The 17543-nt window shown below is 66.4% G+C and carries 15 protein-coding genes; 4 read left to right on the forward strand and 11 right to left on the reverse strand.

The window, feature by feature from the left end; translation table 11 throughout:
• Nucleotides 1-38: 38 nt before the first annotated feature.
• Nucleotides 39-1331, forward strand: a complete 1293-nt coding sequence (locus RIB45_RS13020; protein WP_350050759.1) for a TolC family protein — start codon at nucleotides 39-41, stop codon at nucleotides 1329-1331.
• Nucleotides 1332-1349: 18 nt separating this feature from the next.
• Here RIB45_RS13020 and ugpC read toward each other — a convergent pair whose 3' ends face one another.
• The 4 genes from ugpC to RIB45_RS13040 form a co-directional block, all read right to left on the reverse strand.
• Nucleotides 1350-2417 (reverse strand): sn-glycerol-3-phosphate ABC transporter ATP-binding protein UgpC, encoded by a 1068-nt coding sequence (ugpC, locus tag RIB45_RS13025; protein WP_350050761.1) that lies wholly within the window; start codon nucleotides 2415-2417, stop codon nucleotides 1350-1352.
• 23 nt (nucleotides 2418-2440) lie between these two features.
• Entirely contained in the window at nucleotides 2441-3355 is a 915-nt protein-coding gene (gene ugpE, locus RIB45_RS13030) for a sn-glycerol-3-phosphate ABC transporter permease UgpE (RefSeq protein ID WP_350050762.1), read from the reverse strand.
• On the reverse strand, nucleotides 3355-4233 hold the full coding sequence (locus RIB45_RS13035; protein WP_350050763.1) for an ABC transporter permease subunit: 879 nt from the start codon (nucleotides 4231-4233) through the stop codon (nucleotides 3355-3357). The genes ugpE and RIB45_RS13035 overlap by 1 nt, the downstream gene beginning before the upstream one ends.
• 90 nt (nucleotides 4234-4323) lie before the next feature.
• Nucleotides 4324-5640, reverse strand: coding sequence for an extracellular solute-binding protein (locus RIB45_RS13040; protein WP_350050764.1), 1317 nt, complete (start codon nucleotides 5638-5640; stop codon nucleotides 4324-4326).
• Nucleotides 5641-5930: 290 nt separating this feature from the next.
• Between RIB45_RS13040 and RIB45_RS13045 the strand changes: the two genes are divergently transcribed.
• Nucleotides 5931-8393, forward strand: a complete 2463-nt coding sequence (locus tag RIB45_RS13045; protein WP_350050765.1) for a GcvT family protein — start codon at nucleotides 5931-5933, stop codon at nucleotides 8391-8393.
• Between the two features lie 368 nt (nucleotides 8394-8761).
• On the opposite strand, the gene RIB45_RS13050 is transcribed toward RIB45_RS13045, so the two are convergent.
• From RIB45_RS13050 to RIB45_RS13065, 4 genes are all read right to left on the reverse strand, one after another.
• Nucleotides 8762-9220: a MarR family winged helix-turn-helix transcriptional regulator gene (locus RIB45_RS13050; protein WP_350050766.1), complete on the reverse strand. Its 459-nt coding sequence runs from the start codon at nucleotides 9218-9220 to the stop codon at nucleotides 8762-8764.
• A 135-nt stretch (nucleotides 9221-9355) separates the two neighbouring features.
• A complete protein-coding gene (mmsB, locus tag RIB45_RS13055; RefSeq protein WP_350050767.1) occupies nucleotides 9356-10243 on the reverse strand; it encodes a 3-hydroxyisobutyrate dehydrogenase in 888 nt (295 codons plus the stop codon).
• 46 nt (nucleotides 10244-10289) lie between these two features.
• Nucleotides 10290-11351 carry an enoyl-CoA hydratase/isomerase family protein gene (locus RIB45_RS13060; RefSeq protein WP_350050768.1) on the reverse strand — a complete coding sequence of 354 codons (1062 nt, stop codon included), beginning with the start codon at nucleotides 11349-11351 and terminating at the stop codon, nucleotides 10290-10292.
• A gap of 8 nt (nucleotides 11352-11359) precedes the next feature.
• On the reverse strand, nucleotides 11360-12499 hold the full coding sequence (locus tag RIB45_RS13065; RefSeq protein WP_350050769.1) for an isobutyryl-CoA dehydrogenase: 1140 nt from the start codon (nucleotides 12497-12499) through the stop codon (nucleotides 11360-11362).
• Nucleotides 12500-12694: 195 nt separating this feature from the next.
• On the opposite strand from RIB45_RS13065, the gene RIB45_RS13070 reads away from it, so the two are divergent.
• Complete coding sequence (locus RIB45_RS13070; RefSeq protein ID WP_350050770.1) at nucleotides 12695-13354, forward strand: glutathione S-transferase family protein; 660 nt, start codon at nucleotides 12695-12697, stop codon at nucleotides 13352-13354.
• Nucleotides 13355-13484: 130 nt separating this feature from the next.
• Entirely contained in the window at nucleotides 13485-13934 is a 450-nt protein-coding gene (locus RIB45_RS13075) for a GNAT family N-acetyltransferase (protein WP_350050771.1), read from the forward strand.
• A gap of 9 nt (nucleotides 13935-13943) precedes the next feature.
• On the opposite strand, the gene RIB45_RS13080 is transcribed toward RIB45_RS13075, so the two are convergent.
• The 3 genes from RIB45_RS13080 to RIB45_RS13090 form a co-directional block, all read right to left on the reverse strand.
• Nucleotides 13944-15311, reverse strand: a complete 1368-nt coding sequence (locus RIB45_RS13080) for an FAD-dependent oxidoreductase (protein WP_350050772.1) — start codon at nucleotides 15309-15311, stop codon at nucleotides 13944-13946.
• A 187-nt stretch (nucleotides 15312-15498) separates the two neighbouring features.
• Nucleotides 15499-16374 carry a glycine betaine ABC transporter substrate-binding protein gene (locus RIB45_RS13085; RefSeq protein ID WP_350050773.1) on the reverse strand — a complete coding sequence of 292 codons (876 nt, stop codon included), beginning with the start codon at nucleotides 16372-16374 and terminating at the stop codon, nucleotides 15499-15501.
• Nucleotides 16375-16533: 159 nt separating this feature from the next.
• Nucleotides 16534-17475, reverse strand: a complete 942-nt coding sequence (locus tag RIB45_RS13090; RefSeq protein WP_350050774.1) for an ABC transporter permease — start codon at nucleotides 17473-17475, stop codon at nucleotides 16534-16536.
• Nucleotides 17476-17543 lie beyond the last annotated feature (68 nt).

Genomic DNA, 17543 nt, shown 5'->3' on the forward strand with positions numbered 1-17543 from the left:
TCCGACGCAGCGCCGCGTCGGCGATCGCATTTTGTCTGTTGGCGACAGGGTCCGCGATCGCGCGACCGCTGGATCTGGAACTCGCCCGCGTTCTTGACTCCCATCCCGAAATCCGCGCCGCCGCCAACGACTGGCGCGCCGCCCAAAAGCGCATAAGCCAAGCGGAGGCGCCGTTCCTCCCGCAGGTCTCGATCACCGGCGACAAGGGCTATGAGCGAATCGACAATCCGACCCGCCGCGCCGATCCGCCGGCGGAGGACTCAAGTCTCGCCCGCGAGAAGGTGACGATTGAGATGCGCTACAACCTGTTCGACGGATACGCCAAGGACGCCGGCCGCGAGATCGCCAGGGCCGACGCCCGCATCGCCGAGTTGAACGTTCGCGCGGTCCGCCAGCGGGTGATCTTCGAGGCGCTGTCCGTCTATTGGCGGGTTCTGCAGATCAACCGACAGTTGGGGATTCTGGACCGCCAGATCGACGCCATCCGCCAGCAGGCCGATCTCCAGCGCCAACTGGTCGATCAGGGCTCCGGCTTGGCCATCGACAGTCTGTTGGCGGAAGGCCGGCTGCAGAACACGATCAACGAGCAGATCCTGTTGAAGACCGAGTTGGTGAACGCCGAGGCGGAGTACGAACGGGTCTTCGGCGAGCCCCCGGACTATCAGCGCATGACGGCGCCGCCGGCGGTGCGAGACCGCCTGCCGATCGACCTGGAGCGCGCGCTCGACCAAGCGCTGAGCCGCAATCCCAACATCGAGGCCGCCGCCGTCCAGGTCGACCGCGCCGGCGAAAGCCGTCGCCAGGCGGAATCGGGCTGGTACCCGGACCTCGACGTCGTCGGGTCCGCCAATTGGGAGAACAATGTCGACGCGACCCGCGGGATCCGCCGCGATCTCTCGGTCGTGGTCCGCGGCACCTGGCAACTGTTCGACGGCTTCGCCACCGGCTCCGCCTCCGACGCCGCCGCTTTTCAGAAGTCGGCGGCCCAGGACCGCAATCTGTTGACCCACCGCACCATCGTCGAGCGGGTAAAGCGCGCCTGGAACACGCTGCGGCTCAATCGCGAGGCGATCGACACCGGCTCCCAGCTTCTGGAGATCACGGAGGAGGCGGTCGCCGCGCGCCGCGAACTGGTCGAAGCGGGCCGGGAGACGCAACTCGTGCTGCTCGATACCGAGATCGAGCTCTTTCTGCGCCAGCGCCAGCTCGTCGCGCTGGAGACCCAAGCGCGGCTTTCCGCCTATCAATTGCTGCTGACCGTGGGCGACCTGACGCCGACCAATATCGGCATGGACGATACGATCTTTCCGCCTGAGACGCCGGCGCAGTAAGCGGCGCCGCCCGCCGTCTTAGGACCCGAGCCGCCGCCCGGTCTGCGGATCGAACAGATGCAGCGCTTCAGCCGGCGCGCTCAGCCGGATCGGGCCGCGGGACGGCACGTCGCACGCCCCGGCGAAGCGTGCGGTCAGGCGTTGATCCTGCCCTTTCAGCGCGACGTGGAGCACCTGATCGGCGCCGAGATGCTCCGCCAGCTCCACGTCGCCGAAAATCCACCCGTCATCGGCGACGCGCAGATCCTCCGGCCGCACGCCGACGGTGACGGCGCCGTCGGGCAGATCGATCGCGCCGGGCGCGGCGCGTCCCTCGCCGCCGTCCAGCGTCACCGCGCCGCTCTCGACGCGACCCTGCATCAAGGTCATCGCGGGCGATCCGATGAAGGTCGCCACGAAGGTGCTGGCCGGCCGGCCGTAGACCGCCAGCGGCGGGCCGATCTGCTCCGCGACCCCGCCGTTCATGACGATCAGACGATCGGCGAGCGTCATCGCCTCCACTTGATCGTGCGTGACGTACAGCGAGGTCACGCCGAGGCGGCGTTGCAGCTGTTTGATCTCGACCCGCATGTGGACGCGCAGCTTGGCGTCGAGATTCGAGAGCGGCTCGTCGAACAGAAACGCCTTCGGCTCGCGGACGATGGCGCGGCCCATGGCGACGCGTTGGCGCTGCCCGCCGGACAACTGATGCGGTCGGCGCTCGAGATACTCCTCCAATTGCAGGAGCTCCGCCGCCTTGCGCACCTTCTCGCGGATCTCCTCCTTGGGGAAGCCGCGATTCATCAGACCGTAGGCCATGTTCTTGTAGACGCTCATATGCGGGTAGAGCGCGTAGTTCTGGAACACCATCGCGATGTCGCGATCGGCGGGAGAGACGTCGTTCACGACCCGGTCGGCGATCGCGATCTCGCCCTCGGTGACCTCCTCGAGACCGGCCACCATGCGCAACAAGGTCGACTTGCCGCATCCGGAGGGGCCGAGGAGCACCACGAACTCGCCTTCCTCGATCGCGACGTCGACGCCGCGCACCGCATGCGCGCCGTTCGGATAGCGTTTATGTACGCCGTCGATGCGAATTTCGGCCATGACGGTCGACCCCCTCCCTTTTCCTATTTTTCGCTTTCGAGCAGGCCTTTGACGAACCAGCGCTGAAATACGATCACCACCGCCACGGGCGGCAGAATCGCCAGGATGGTGAGCGCGAAAGCCTCTTGGAACTGCGGCAGCTCGCCGCCCTCGGACAGGATCTGGTAGGCCTGCTTGATGCCGATGACGATGGTGTAGAGCTGGTCGTCGGTGGTCATGATCAGCGGCCAGAGATATTGGTTCCAGCCGACCACGAACATGATGATGAAGATCGCGGCGATCATGGTGCGCGACAGCGGGACCAGGATGTCTATGAAGAAGCGCACCGTGCCCGCCCCGTCCAGGCGCGCGGCCTCCAGCAGCTCGTCCGGCACCGATTTGTAGAACTGCCGGAAGAAGAAGGTTCCGGTCGCCGACGCGATCAGCGGCACGATCAGGCCGGTGTAGCTGTTCAGCATGCCGAGCTTCGCGACCACCTCGTAGGAGGGCACGATGCGCACTTCCAGCGGCAGCAGCAGCGTCAGGAAGATCATCCAGAAAAAGAACTCCGCCAGCGGAAAGCGGAAATAGACGATGGCGTAGGCGGCCATCATCGAAATCACGATCTTGCCCACCGCGAAGCCGAGGCCGAGCACGGTGCTGTTCCACAGCATGGTGAGGGCGGTGGAGTTCTTAGTCACCCCGCCGGTCTCGAACATCACGGCCGAGTAGGTCTCCCAAAAATGATCGCCGATCCAGAGCTGCAGGCCCTCGCGGAACAGCGTCTCCGCCGAATGGGTCGAGCTCATGAAGGCGACCCACAGGGGCGCGATCAGGAACGCCGCGCCCGCGATCAGGATCAGATGCGAGGTGACCTGGCGCCAGTCGATCGGACGGCGGCGCTTGCGCTTGGCGCGGGCGGGCTCGGCGGCCCGGGCGTCGGCGGCGTCGACAGCCATTAGTAATGCACCTTTCTTTCGATGAATTTGAATTGGAAGACCGTCAGCGCGAGGACCATCAGCAACAGGACGACCGACTGCGCCGAGCTGCCGCCCAGGTCGGCCCCCAGGAAGCCGTCGACATAGACCTTGTAGACCAACGTGTCGGTCGCCCCGCCGGGGCCGCCGCGGGTGGTGACGTCGATGATGCCGAAGGTCTCGAAGAAGGCGTAGGTGACGTTGATCACCAGCAGGAAGAAGCTGGTGGGCGCGAGAAGCGGAAAGGTGATCGTCCAGAAGCGGCGCTCCGCGCTCTTGCAGTCGAGGCGCGCGGCCTCCTGTACCGACTTCGGGATGCCCTGCAAGCCGGCCAGGAAGAAGATGAAGTTGACGCTGACCTGCTTCCACACGGCGATCAGGATCACCATGAAGGCCGCGTCCGAGCCGTCTTGATTGTGGTTGAAGTCCCAGCCGGTCGCGTTGAGCAGTTGGAACATGTCGCCGATCAGCGGATTGAACAGCAGGTTGCCGATCAGCCCCGCCACCGGCGGCGCGACCGCGTAGGCCCAGATCAACAGCGTTTTGTATGGCCCCGCGCCATGCAGGACCTCGTTGGCGCGGACCGCCAGGATCAACGCGATCGCCAGCGAGAAGAAGCTGACCAGCGCAGAAAAGACGATGGTGAACCCCGCCGTCTCCAGCCAGACGCTGTTGAAGATCGTGTCCTCGTAATTGCGGAACCAGACGAACCGGCTGGACAGCCCGAAAGCGTCCTCGAGCAAGAAGGACTGATAGACCGCCTGCGCCGCCGGCCACAGAAAGAAGATCGCGATGATCGCGATCTGCGGCGCAACGAACAGATAAGGGATCGGCGAGTTCTGGAACTGGGTGCGTTTCATGAGGGGACCGCTTCTCGGCGCCCGCACGGCGGCGGCCGGCGAGGGTCCCCCCTCCCCGACCGCCGCTGCGCGCGGCGCGTCAGGCCTGGATCAGCCCGAGTAGGTGTCGTGGAACCGATCGAGCAGTTGGTTCGCTTCGGCCTCGATGCGGTCGAAGCCCTCCTCGATCGACGCGTCGCCCGAGAGCATCTGGTCGTAGTACTTGTACATGACCTCGCGGATCTGGACGTAGTAGCCGAGGCGGTAGCCGCGGGTCCACTCGCCGGCCGGCTGCATCAGCTGCAGAATGCCGACCTCGGCGTCCGGCGTGCGCTCGTAGTAGCCGTCTTCCTTGGCCAACTCGTAGGACGCCTCGGTGATCGGAACGTAGCCCGTCTCGCGGTGCCAGAAGTACTGGATCTCCGGGTTCGTCAGGAACTCGAAGAAGGCCGCGACGCCCTCGTACTCCTCCGGCGAATGGCCGGACATGGTGAACAGCGCCGCGCCGCCGATGAAGGTGCCGTAGGGCTTGTCGACGATCGACGACCAGTAGGGCAGATAGGTCGCGCCGAACTCGAACTCGGCGCTCTGCGACAGGCCGCCGAACGAGCCGGAGGAGCCGAGCCACATGGCGGTCTCCTGCTGCACGAAGGCGTCCTGGTTGTCGCCCCAGGCGCGGCCGTAATAGCCGTAGTAGCCGGCGTCCAGCCACTCCTTCACGTTCGACCAATGCATGCGCATGGCCTCGTTGTCGTACAGGATCTCGACGTCGGTGCTGTCGAAGCCGTTATTGGCGGTGGCCATCTGCAGATTGTGGCGGGAGTGGAAGTTCTCCGACCAAATCCAGGGGCTGTGCGACTGGGACAGCGCGGTGTAGCCGGCCTCCTTGAGCTTCGGCGCGATCGCCTCGAACTCCTCCCAGGTGGTCGGCGGCTCGACGCCCGCGGCGGCCAGGGCCTCCTTGTTGAAGTAGAGCAGCGGGGTGGAGCTGTTGAACGGCATGCCGATCATCTTGCCGTCGCTGTCGGCGTAGAAGTAGCGCACGCCGGAGATGTAGTCCTCGATGTCGAAGCCCACGCCGTACTCGGTCAGCAGATCCTCGACCGGGTAGACCGCGCCGGGCGCGTTGATGATCGTCGCCGCGCCGGCGTCGAAGATCTGGATGACGTGCGGCTGCTCATCGGCGCGGAAGGCGGCGATGCCGGCGGTCATCGTGTCCTCGTAACCGCCTTTGTAGGTGGCGATCAGATTGTAGTCGGACTGGCTGGCGTTGAACCGGTCGGCCAGTTCGTTGACCACTTCGCCCAGGCGCCCGCCCATGGCGTGCCAGAACTGAACCTCCACGGGCTCGGCGGCGGCCGGGCCGGCGGAAAAGGCCGAGACGGCCATCGCCGCGCCCATCGCGGCGGAAAGAAGCTTGCGTCGCATGCAAAGTCTCCATGTTGTCGTTGAACCGGCGGCCGTCCCCTGACGACCGGCTCGGATGAAGCGTTCGGCGGCGGGCGCAAGCGTGACGCCCGGCGACCGACGGTAGGTAGCGCCGTTCCGTGACGTCCCGGTTTAGCCGGCGCGACAGTTCGCTTACCGCTGCGTTGCGCAACGGTTACGCGACGCGCGCGCGCCGGCGGGCGCGATTCCCCCTCGCCTCTCGACTGCAGCCTCGTTACAATGAAAAATTGACTGAACGGATAGACAGTGAACGCCTGGGAGACGCGCGTATGAGCAAGCCTTTGCCGAGCGAAGCCGACGTCGTGATCGTGGGCGGCGGAATCGCCGGCTGCTCGATCGCCTATCATCTGACCAAGATCGGGATCACCGACGTCGCGCTGCTGGAGCGCAAGCAGCTGACCTGCGGGACGACTTGGCACGCGGCCGGTCTGGTCGGCCAGCTGCGCGCCACGCGCAACATGACGGAGCTCGCCAAGTACACCTCCGAACTTTTCGCCGGATTGGAGGCGGAGACCGGCCAGGCGACCGGCTTCAAGCAGCACGGGTCGATCGCGTTGGCGCTCACCGACGCGCGTTTCGAGGAGTTGAAGCGCGGCGCCTCGATGGGTCGCAACTTCGGCCTTGAGGTGGAAGTGCTGGGTCCGGACGAGATCGCCTCGATGTACCCGCACATATCCGTCGACGACGCGCTCGGCGGCGTCTTCCTGCCGAAGGACGGCCAGACCAACCCGATCGACACGGCGACCGCGCTCGCCAAAGGCGCGCGGCGAGGCGGCGCCAAGATCTTCGAAGAGACCTTGGTCACCAAGATTCTGGTTGAGGACGGCCGCGCCGTGGGCGTCGAGACCGAGCGCGGGCGTATCAAGGCCGACACGGTCGTGATCTGCGGCGGCATGTGGTCGCGCGAGCTGGCCGGCGAGATCGGCGTCAGTCTGCCGCTGCATGCGGCCGAGCATTTCTACATCGTGACCGAACCGATGCAGGGCCTGTCCCCCGAACTGCCGGTGATGCGCGTCCCGGACGAGCACGCCTACTACAAGGAGGACGCCGGCAAACTGCTGCTCGGCTGCTTCGAGCCGGAGGCCAAGCCTTGGGGCATGGAGGGGGTTCCGGCCGACTTCTGCTTCGATGCGCTGCCTGAAGATTTCGACCATTTCGAGCCGATCCTGGAGATGGCGGTCAAGCGCTTCCCGATGCTGGCGGAGTCGGGCGTCCAGCTGTTCTTTAACGGGCCGGAAAGCTTCACGCCCGACGATCGCTATCTGCTGGGCGAGACGCCGGAGGTGCGCGACCTGTTCGTCGCCTGCGGCTTCAATTCGATCGGCATCCAATCGGCCGGCGGCGTGGGGCGCGTGCTGGCGGATTGGATCCGCGACCGACGGCCGCCGATGGATCTTGCCGACGTCGACGTGCGCCGCCTGCATCCGGCGCAAAGCGCGCGGGCTTATCTGCGCGACCGCACGACGGAGACGCTGGGCCTGCTCTACGCCATGCATTGGCCGCATTATCAGATGCGCACGGCGCGCGACCTGCGCCGGGGCCCGCTGCACGACCGGTTCCTCGCCGCCGGCGCCGTGATGGGCGAAACGATGGGGTGGGAGCGGCCCAACTGGTATGCGCCCGACGGCGTCGAAAAGCGCTATGACTACAGCTACGGGCGCCAGAACTGGCACCCCCACACCCAAGCGGAATGCGAGGCGACCCGGGACGCCGTCGCCCTTTACGATCAGACCAGCTTCGCCAAGTTCCGCGTCCAGGGCCGCGACGCGGCCGCGGTCCTGAACCGGATCAGCGCCAATCAGATCGACGGGCCTATCGGCAAGCTGACCTACACTCAGTGGCTGAACGAGCGCGGCGGCATTGAAGCGGACCTCACCGTCATCCGGCAAAGCGAGACCGACTTCCTGGTGATCACCGCCGCGGGCGCGCAGGTTCGCGATTTCGCGTGGCTGACCCGCAACATTCCCGAGGATGCGCACTGCTTCGCAACCGACGTCACGTCAGGCCTGCCGATGCTGGGGGTGATGGGGCCGAACAGCCGCGATCTGCTCGCCGCTCTGGCGCCGCACGCCGATTGGTCGCGCGACGCCTTTCCCTTTGGATCCATGCAGGACGTCGAGATCGGCTACGCCAAACTTCAGGCCGGTCGGGTCTCCTATGTCGGAGAGCTGGGCTGGGAGCTATACGTTCCGACCGAGCTGTCAGCCTATGTGTATGACCGCCTGATCGAGGCCGGCGCGGACTTCGGCCTGCGGCACGCTGGCGTTCACGCCATGAACGCCTGTCGGGTCGAAAAAGGCTTCCGCCATTGGGGGCACGACATCGCGGATGAGGACACGCCGCTGGAGGCCGGCCTCGGCTTCGCCGTCGCCTGGGACAAGCCAGGCGGATTCATCGGGCGAGATGCGTTGCTGGAGCAGAAGGAAGGCGGCGTTCGGCCGAAACGCCTGATCCAATTGCGCCTTGAGGACGAGAGCGAGGCGGCGCCCCTGCTCTATCACGAGGAGCCGATCCTGCGCGACGGCGAGATTGTCGGCTCCGTCACATCCGGCGCCTGGGGGCACCGGATCGGGGCGTCGCTCGGTATGGGCTACGCCCATCACCCGGCCGGCGTCACCAAGGACTGGCTGGACAGCGGACGCTGGGAGGTCGAGGTCGCCTGCGAGGCGCATCCGGTCCGGGTGCAGTTCGCCCCCTGGTACGATCCGAAGGCGGAGCGGATGAAGGGGTGAGGTCTCGCGGCCGCCGCCCCGTCCCGCCTCCCGCGCAAGAGGACAGGGCTCGGGTCTCACCCCGGGCGGCCGTCAAGCCGACCCGTGATTTCGCTGCCGGCGCGCCGCCCGTCGAGAGCCCGGCTCTGCGTTGCGCTCCGGCCGGGACGACACCCGATCTGAAGATCGGCGCCCCCGCCAAGGGCCGTCCGCCGTCACCCCGGGCTCGTCCCAGGGGAAAAGCGGCGCGCGCCGTCGGGCGCGAGACGCTGTCAGCCCGAAACGAAGTCCGGGCCGACGCCATAGCAGGTCGGCGGGTTGGGCTTTCCCCTCGCGCAGGGACGGACTGGAGGAGGCCTTAGCGTCGCTGCGGGCCGGTCGCCCGCCCCTCAGCGCACCGGGCCGTAGCCGTAGGTGTGGAGAAGAAAGCGCTCCAGCCGGTTCAGCACCTGGCCGGTGAACTCGAGCTGTTCGGCGTTGATGCCGGTCTCGCCCAGCTTGCCCGCTTGCTCGTTCAAGATCTCCTCGACCTTGTCGCGGACCTGCAAGCCCTTATCGGACAGCCGCACGCGAATCGAGCGGCGGTCATGGGTCGAGCGCTCCTGGATCAAATAGCCGTTCTCGACCATCTTGCGGACGTTGTAGGAGACGTTGGAGCCGAGATAGTAGCCGCGGTGGGTCAACTCGCCCACGGTCAATTCATCCTCGCCGATGTTGTAAAGAATCAGCGCTTGAATGTTGTTGATGTCGCGGATCCCCAGGCGATCGATCTCCCCCTTGATCACCTCCAGAAACTGTCGGTGCAGGCGTTCGATAAGCCGGATGACGGTGAGATAGTCGTCTTTCACGGATGGTGTCTCTCGAACTGGAAAAGCCAAACGACCGACCGCGCAGAGCCGCGCGATGCGCCTTCCCCCCGAAAACGCTTGGAAAGACTAGCCTCTAGAGAGGCTTACTGTCCAGTTGCGAATGCGCGGCGCCGCTCAGCTCTTGGCCTCGCGGATCATGTTGATGACGCCGGAGAAATCGACCCCTTCGGACCCGCCCTCGGCGAACGCCTCGTAGATCGCCATGGCGCGCCGTCCGAGCTGGGTGTCGGCGGCGAAACTTTCAGCCGCGGCTTGCGAAAGCTTCAGGTCCTTCAGCATCATCGCCGCCGTGAAACCCGGCTGGTAGTCGCGGTTCGCGGGCGAGGTCGGAACCGGGCCGGGCACCGGGCAGTAGGTGGTCAGAGACCAGCACTGACCCGACGCCTTGGAGGAGACGTCGAACAGCTTCTGGTGATCGAGCCCCAACTTCTCCGCCAGCACGAAGGCCTCGGCGACCGAGATCATCTGGATGCCCAGCATCATATTGTTGCACATCTTGGCCGCCTGGCCGTTGCCGGAGCCGCCGGTGTGCACGATCGTCTTGCCCATCACCTCGAGATAGGGGCGCGCGGCCTCGTAGGCCTCCTCCGGTCCGCCGACCATGAAGGTCAGCGTCCCGGCCTCCGCGCCGCCGACCCCGCCGGAGACCGGCGCGTCGACCATCGCGAAGCCTTTCTCGGCCGCCGTCGCGGCGACCTCCCGCGCGGTCTCGACGTCGATGGTCGAACAATCGATCAAGAGCGCGTCCGGCTTGGCGTGCCCTAACACTTCGCCCTCATAGACCGATTTAACATGCGGGCCGGCCGGCAGCATGGTGATCACGACGTCGACGTCGAGCACCGCCTCGGCCGCGCTGCCGGCGATCGACGCGCCCGCCTCCGCCATCGCGTCGAGCAGCTCCTGCGACAGGTCGAAGACCGTCAGATCATGCCCCGCCTTGATCAAATTGCGCGCCATCGGCCCGCCCATATTGCCGACGCCGATGAATGCGATTGCGGCCATGAGTTAACTCCTCCCTGCGTGTCTTTTCAGCACTCTACCGGCGCATTCAGTCGAACTGCAATTCCCGCGCGACCGGCGCGAAATAGGCCTCGACCTCCTCGTCGCTCACGTCCTCGGGGCGCGCCGCGCGCCATTGCGGGGCGTGATCCTTGTCGACCAGGACCGCGCGAATGCCCTCGTAGAAGTCCGAACCCGGGCGCAGGCAGCCCTGGCTCAGCCGATACTCCATCTTCATCGCCGAATCGAAGTCCATGTCCCGGCCGCGGCGCAGCTGGGCCAGCGTGACCTTCATCGAGGCGGGCGACTTCTTTTTCAGGGTCGCCAGCGTCTCGGCCGCGAAGACGGAGCCGTCGGCCTCGAGCGCGGCGAAGATCTCCTCAAGCCGGTCGTAGGCGAAGCAGCGGTCGATCGTGGCGCGGTGCGGGGCGAGCGTCGGCTCGCCCGCATGGACGGCGAACGGCTCGACCGCGCGGGCGACGCCGCCGTGCGGATCGGCGTCGAGCGCGGCTCCCGCCAGCGCCGCCTCCAGCGCCTCGGTCTTCTCGCTGGGCACGACGTGGGTGGCGAGGCCAAGCGCCGCGGCGTCGGCCGCGCCGATGCGCGCCCCCGTCAGGGCCAGATAGAGGCCCGTCTCGCCCGGGCATTTGTTCAGGAACCACGTCCCGCCGACGTCCGGAAACAGGCCGATGCCCGTCTCCGGCATGGCGAACATCAGCTTTTCGGTGGCGATCCGGAAATCGCCGTGGACCGACAGCCCTACGCCGCCGCCCATCGTCACCCCGTCCAGGATCGCGACGTAGGGCTTCGGGAACATATGGATGCGCCGGTTGAGCCGGTATTCCTCATAGAAGAAGGTTTTGGTCAGCTCGCCGCCGTCTTTGCCCGCCTGCCACACGGCGCGCACGTCGCCGCCGGCGCAGAAGGCCTTCTCGCCCGCGCCCTTGATCAGCACGGCGGCGACGGCCGGGTCGCCCTCCCAGGCCTTCAGCTGCGGGTCCATCTTCTCGATCATCGCCAGATCGAGGGCGTTCAGCGCCTTCGGCCGGTTGAGGGTGACGACGGCCAGGTCGCCTTTGCGCTCGAACAGGATGCTATCCTCGTCGCTCATGGGGCGGATCAATCCTTCAACAGGGTGCGGGAGATGATGAGGCGCATGATCTCGTTAGTGCCCTCCAGGATCTGGTGGACGCGGAGATCGCGCAGCCAGCGCTCGACCGGGAAATCGCGCAGGTAGCCGTAGCCGCCATGCAGCTGCAGGGCCTCGTTGACGATGGCGAAGCAGGCGTCGGTGGCGAAGCGCTTGGCCATCGCGCAGGCCTGGGTCGCGCCCGGGTCCTTGGCGTCCAAGAGGCTGGCCGCCTTGTGCACCATCAGGCGCGACGCTTCGAGTTCGGTCGCCATGTCGGCCAATTTGAACTGCAGGGCCTGGAACTCCGCCAGCGCGCGGCCGAACTGCTTACGCTCCTTGATGTAGGCGCGGCCGGCGTCCAGACCGGCGCGCGCGCCGCCCAGCGAACAGGCCGCGATGTTGATCCGCCCGCCGTCCAGCCCCTTCATGGCGATCTTGAAGCCCTCGCCCTCCGCGCCGATCCGGTTTTCGACCGGCACGCGGCACTCTTCGAAGATCACGGCCGAGGTCGGCTGCGAATGCCAGCCCAGCTTGCGCTCCTGCCCGCCGAAGGAGAGGCCGGGCGTTCCCGCTTCGACCGCCAGGCAGGTGATCCCTCCGGGCCCTTGGTCGCCGGTGCGCACCATGCAGACATAAACGTCCGAGCGCCCGCCGCCGGAGATGAAGGCCTTCGCGCCGTTCAGCACGTAATGATCGCCCTCGCGCACCGCGCGCGTCTTCAGGCTGGCGGCGTCGGAGCCGGCGCCGGGTTCGGTCAAGCAGTAGCTGGCGAACCACTCCATCGTCATCAGCTTCGGCAGGAACTTGGCGCGCACGCCGTCGTCCCCGAAGCTGTCGATCATCCAGGCCGCCATGTTGTGGATCGAGATATAGGCGGCGGTGGAGGGGCAGGCCGCGGCCAGCTCCTCAAAGATGATGGCGGCGTCGAGGCGCGTCAGCTCCGAGCCGCCGTGCTCGCCGGAGCAGTAGATCCCGCCGAAGCCCAGCGCCGCGCCCGCGCGCAGCGTCTCTTCCGGGAAGACGCTGTTTTCGTCCCAGTCGGCGGCGTGCGGGGCCATCGCGTCTTCGGCGAAGCGCCGCGCCATATCCTGGAACGCGGTCTGGTCCTCGTTCAGGGTGAAATCCATCGCCCGCATCCTCTCCGGGCCGGTTTCCGGGCGCGGACCCGCCGCCGGCCTCCACACTTTCGGGCGAGAGCATAGCCGCCGCGGTCCTTCCGTCAACAAGCCGACAGGGCGACGGACGGCCCCGCTTTTCAGGGCGCGGGGCGCGCGGTAGCGTGGCCCCGGTTCGCGCCGTTCCGCCGGGAGATCCGCTTCGCGATGTACAGGCTCTACTATTACCCCGACACCGCCAGCCTCGCCCCTCACATGTGCCTGCTGCAGGCGGGCGCGCCCCATCGGCTCGCGCTGGTCGACCAGTCGAAGGGGGATCTCGATTCCGCGGCCTTCCGCGCGATCAGCCCGCACGGCCGCGTGCCCGCCATGTTCGTCGGCGATCCGGAGGAAGGCGGCTACGCCCTGATCGAGGCGGCGGCGCTCTGCCTCAAGATCGCCGAGGACTTCCCGGAGAGCGGCCTTCTGCCGGCCGCGGGGACGAAAGAGCGCGCCCAGACGCAGCAATGGCTGATCTATCTCACCAACACGCTGCAGGCGGACCTGATGGTCTTCAATTACGCGCGGCGCTACGCTTCGACCCCCGCCGGGATCAAACAGGTGAAGGCGGAGAGCGCGGCGCGCATCGGCTCCATGCTGGGCCATATCGACCGGCATCTGAAGGCGTCGGGCGGCCCGTTTCTCGTCGGATCGGGACCGACGGCGGCCGACTACTTCCTTCTGATGCTGGCCGGTTGGTGCGAGCAGTTCGAGATTCCGGACCCGCCCTCAATCCGCCCCACCCTGCTGTCCTACCTTCGAGGGATGCAGCAAACCCCCGCCGCGGTGGAGGCCTATCGGATCGAAGGGCACGGACCGTATTTCTGACGGCGGCGCGACGGCCGCGACGCAGGGCCGGGACGGAGGGCCGGGACGGAGGGCGGGCGTCCGCCGCCGCGCCTTTCGAGCCCGCCCTCACAGCTTGCGCGATCGCGTCGCGCGTGGAATTTTCGGGCGCATGATTGAGATCACCCACGCGACCGCCGCCGACGAAGCCGATTGGACCCGCCTTTGGGGCGCCTATGTGCGCTTCTACAAAAGCCATGTGCCCGACGGCGTGACCCGCGCCACGTGGCGACGAATCCTTGATCCAGAGCACATCTTCCGCTGCTACATCGCCCGCGATCCGGCGCAGGGCGGCCGCGCGGCGGGCTTTGCGCTGCATTGGCCCCATCCCAGCAGCTGGTGCGCGGTCGGCGACATGTATCTCGAAGATCTCTACGTCGATCCGGACGCCCGCGGCCAAGGCGTCGGGCGCGCGTTGATCGAGACGATCATCGAGGCCGCCAAGGCCGAAAAATACGACCGCGTCTATTGGATGACGGAGATTTCCAACAAGACCGCGCGCACGCTCTACGACAAGCTCGCGCGCGACGACAATCACATCCGCTATCGAATCGAGTTTTAGGGCCGGCGCTCACACCTGGTCCAGGATCTCCTCCGCCGCCATCAGCCCGGTCATATAAGCGCCGTGGGTGGTGCCGTGAAAGTCGAAGTAGGTGTGCTCGCCCGCGAGGAAGACGACGTCCTCGATCGGCTCGCGCAAATCATCGTAATCATCCTCGAAAACGCCGACGCCGGTGTAGGAGTAGGCGCCCAAGGTCTCCGGGTCCTGGCTCCAGCGGGTGACGATCATCTGCTCCGGGTCGACCACGCCGGGCCAGGCGCGGCTCATCACCTGCTTGATCTCCGCCCAGATCTCGGCGTCGGATTTCGCTTCCGCGACCGCGGCGTAGTCGCCGAAGCTGAGCGCGACCAGGATGTTGGCGTCGGTGAAGGTGCGGTAGCTGAGGAAGTAGGGCCATTTTCCCTTCACCGCGTCCATGAAGCCGAAATACTGCACGTCGACCGGCCAGAAGGCCGTCGGGAACTTGAGCGCGACCTTGGTGACATTGCCCATCGGCAATCGGTCGATGCGCTTCTGGTGACTGCTCGGCAAGGGCGGGTCGAAGGCGATCGTCCCGGCCTTCAGCACGCCGAGCGGCGCGGTGCAGACGACGAAGTCCGCCTCGAAGCGCCCCTGGTCGGTAAAGATGTAGGCGCCCTCCCCCTTTTCGTATTCGACGCCGGTCACCTTGGTGTTGAGCCGAATGTCGAGCCCGTCTGCGAGCGGGCCGAGGATCTTGTCATAGCCGCCGGCCAGGATCACGTCCGCGCCCGGGTAGACGTCGTCCTCGTCGAACTGGGTGGCGCTCAGCTTCTCGATCGGCCCGCCGGTCGAGAACTCGGTGAAGGCGCTCAGCGCCCAGCGGATCAGCGGATCCTTCAGACTGTTCGGCGAGATGTCCTCGATCGCATCCCGCAGGCTGCGTCGATCGCGCGTCTCCAGCGTCTCGTCGATCTTCTCCAACAGCGCCCAGTAATCCTCGTCCAACTGGTAGAGCGCCGCATCGGGGACCGGCGCCCCCGCCTGATCGTAGACGACGAGATTGTCGTCGTCGGTCACGAACAGCTCCGCGCCGATAGTCTGCGCCAACTCGGTCGCCGGATTGCCGCCTTCGGGGCCGTGGATCCACCCAGCGCCGACCTCGAACGGCGCGCCCATCGACCAATCGGTCAGAAGCCGGCCGCCGATGTGCGGCTTCGCCTCCAGCACGGTGACCGTCGCGCCCTTGTCGGCGAGAGCGCGGGCCGCGGCTAGACCGGCGCAGCCTGCGCCAATCACCGTGACCCAATAGCCCTCCAGCGCATTCGCCTTGGCGCGCCCAATCGGGCCGGCTGCGATCGCCGCCGCGGCGGCGGCGAGTTTCAGGACGTGACGCCGGCTCGGCGCGCTGCGAATCATGGTTGGTTTCCCCCTGGTAAAGGACGCCTGCGGACGTCGCGCGCGAAGCTTACTCCGAAGCCGGATCGAGGCGACAAAAAAAAGACCGCGCAGGACGAGCCTGCGCGGCCTGAGGGCGTTCCTTATTGTTTTATTCGCTCTTTGGGAGAGGGTTGCTCCCCTTTATCCGTTTAACCGGCCTCGCGTCTTACGAGCTCGGCATGTCGCCGGTCACCCAGTAGTTCACGCGGCCCTCGTTGGCCTTGATGTAGTTGTCAACGGCGGTGTCGTAACCGTTCTCGTTGGCGTCGTACATCGCCGCCTGCAGATCGTCGATCGGGATCGACATGCGGGCCAGGAAGGCCGCCGCATCAGGCTGGTCCTGGTAGAAGCCCTGGCGCGCGATCGCGTGCACGCGCTCCGGACCGCCCAGGGTGCCTTTCGGATCCTCGAGATAGCGCATCTCATACGCGCCGAAGAGCCAGTGCGGGCTCCAGGCGGTCACGACGATCCACTCGTCGCGGTTGACGGCGCGGTCGAGCGCCGCGGTCATGGCCGCGCCCGAGGCGGAGATGAGGTTGTAGTCCAGGTTGTAGTCCTCATCGATCACCTTGTTCGACAGGCGCATCAGACCGGCGCCCGGATCAATGCCCTGGATCTTGCCCTCAAGCTTGTCGCGGACCCCTTCCTTCTTCAGGTCCTCGATCGAGCTGAGCTGATCCTCGGGAATATAGGCCGGCACGGCCCAACCCAGCTTCGCGCCGGTGTAGAGGATGCCGAGATTGACCACGTCGTCGCCAACCTGATCCATGTAGTCGGAGTGCGTGGCGGGCAGCCAGGACATCAGCATGGCGTCGATGTCGCCGTCGGCGACGCCCTGGTACTGCGGCGCAATGTCCGTCTGCACCAGCTCGACCTCGAGATCCATGCGGTCTTCCATGATCGTGCGGGACAACTTGGTGACGAACTCGGCGTCCGACCAGGCGGTCCAGCCGATGGTGACGTCCTGGGCGGCGGCGGCGCCGGTCATCATGGTCGCGCCGGCGACGGCGCCCGTAAGGGTCTTAAGCATACGATGTTTCATCGTGTTACGCTCCTTTTCTCATCTGAGTTGCGAAGCGTGAGTGGCGTCGGGCGGGCGTCGGCTCATTGATCGCCGATCTTGATCTTGACCATCGCCGCCGCGACGGGACCGCGCCTCATTGCGCAGCCGCTTTTGGCGTAGGGCCGCGTGGCGGGCGGATCACCCGCCGCGGCCGTGCGCAGGCGCCGCCTCGCTCGAAGCGTCGTCCTGCGAACTCTCGCGGCTCTCTTCGGCGCGACTCGCGAACAGGCCCTTCACGAAGTCGGGCAAGCCGCCGGTCGGGCCGGAGCCGAAACTCTGCGTGATGCGGTCCAGCAGGATCGCCAGCACCACAACGCCCAGCCCGCCTTCGAAGCCGAGGCCGACGTCAAGACGCTGAATCCCCGTCAACACCGTGTTGCCGAGACCGCCGGCGCCGATCATTGAGGCGATCACCACCATCGACAGCGCCAACATGATCGTCTGGTTGACGCCCGCCATGATGGTCGGCAGGGCGAGCGGGAACTGAACCTTGGTCAGCAGTTGCCGATCCGTGCAGCCGAAGGCGAGACCCGCCTCGACGTTCTCCTCAGAAACCTGGCGGATGCCGAGATTGGTGAGCCGCACCACAGGCGGCATCGCGAAGACGATCGTCGCGATCGTGCCCGGCACCTTGCCGAGGCCGAAGAACATCGCCGCCGGAATCAGATAGACGAAGGGCGGCAGGGTCTGCATCAGGTCAAGGATCGGACGGATCGCCGATTCGAGCGTATCCTTGCGCGACATGGCGATCCCGATCGGAATGCCGATCACGAGGGCGATGAACGTGGCGGAGAGCACGAGCGCCAGCGTGGAGACGGTCTCCTCCCACAAGCCCATGCCGACCACCAGCAGCATCGCCGCCAGCGTGAACAGACCGAAGCGCCAACTGACCCGCCACAGGCCGAGCGCCACCAGCACGCCGGTCAACAGCCACCAGGGCAGCACGTCGAGCGCGAAGAAGGTGCCGTCGGCGACCCACTCGATCACCATCGCAATGGCGTCCAGGCCCTCCGGGAAATTGTCGCGGATATAGTCGACGCCGGCTGCGATCCAGTCGCCGATTTCGATGTTGAACTCCATGGCTCAAAGCCTCCTTGGGGCTTGGCTTACCGGGCGCAGCGTTCGCTCCGCGCGCCCGCATAGGGGTC

This window comes from Marivibrio sp., assembly GCF_040218065.1.
Lineage (GTDB): Bacteria > Pseudomonadota > Alphaproteobacteria > UBA8366 > Aestuariispiraceae > Marivibrio.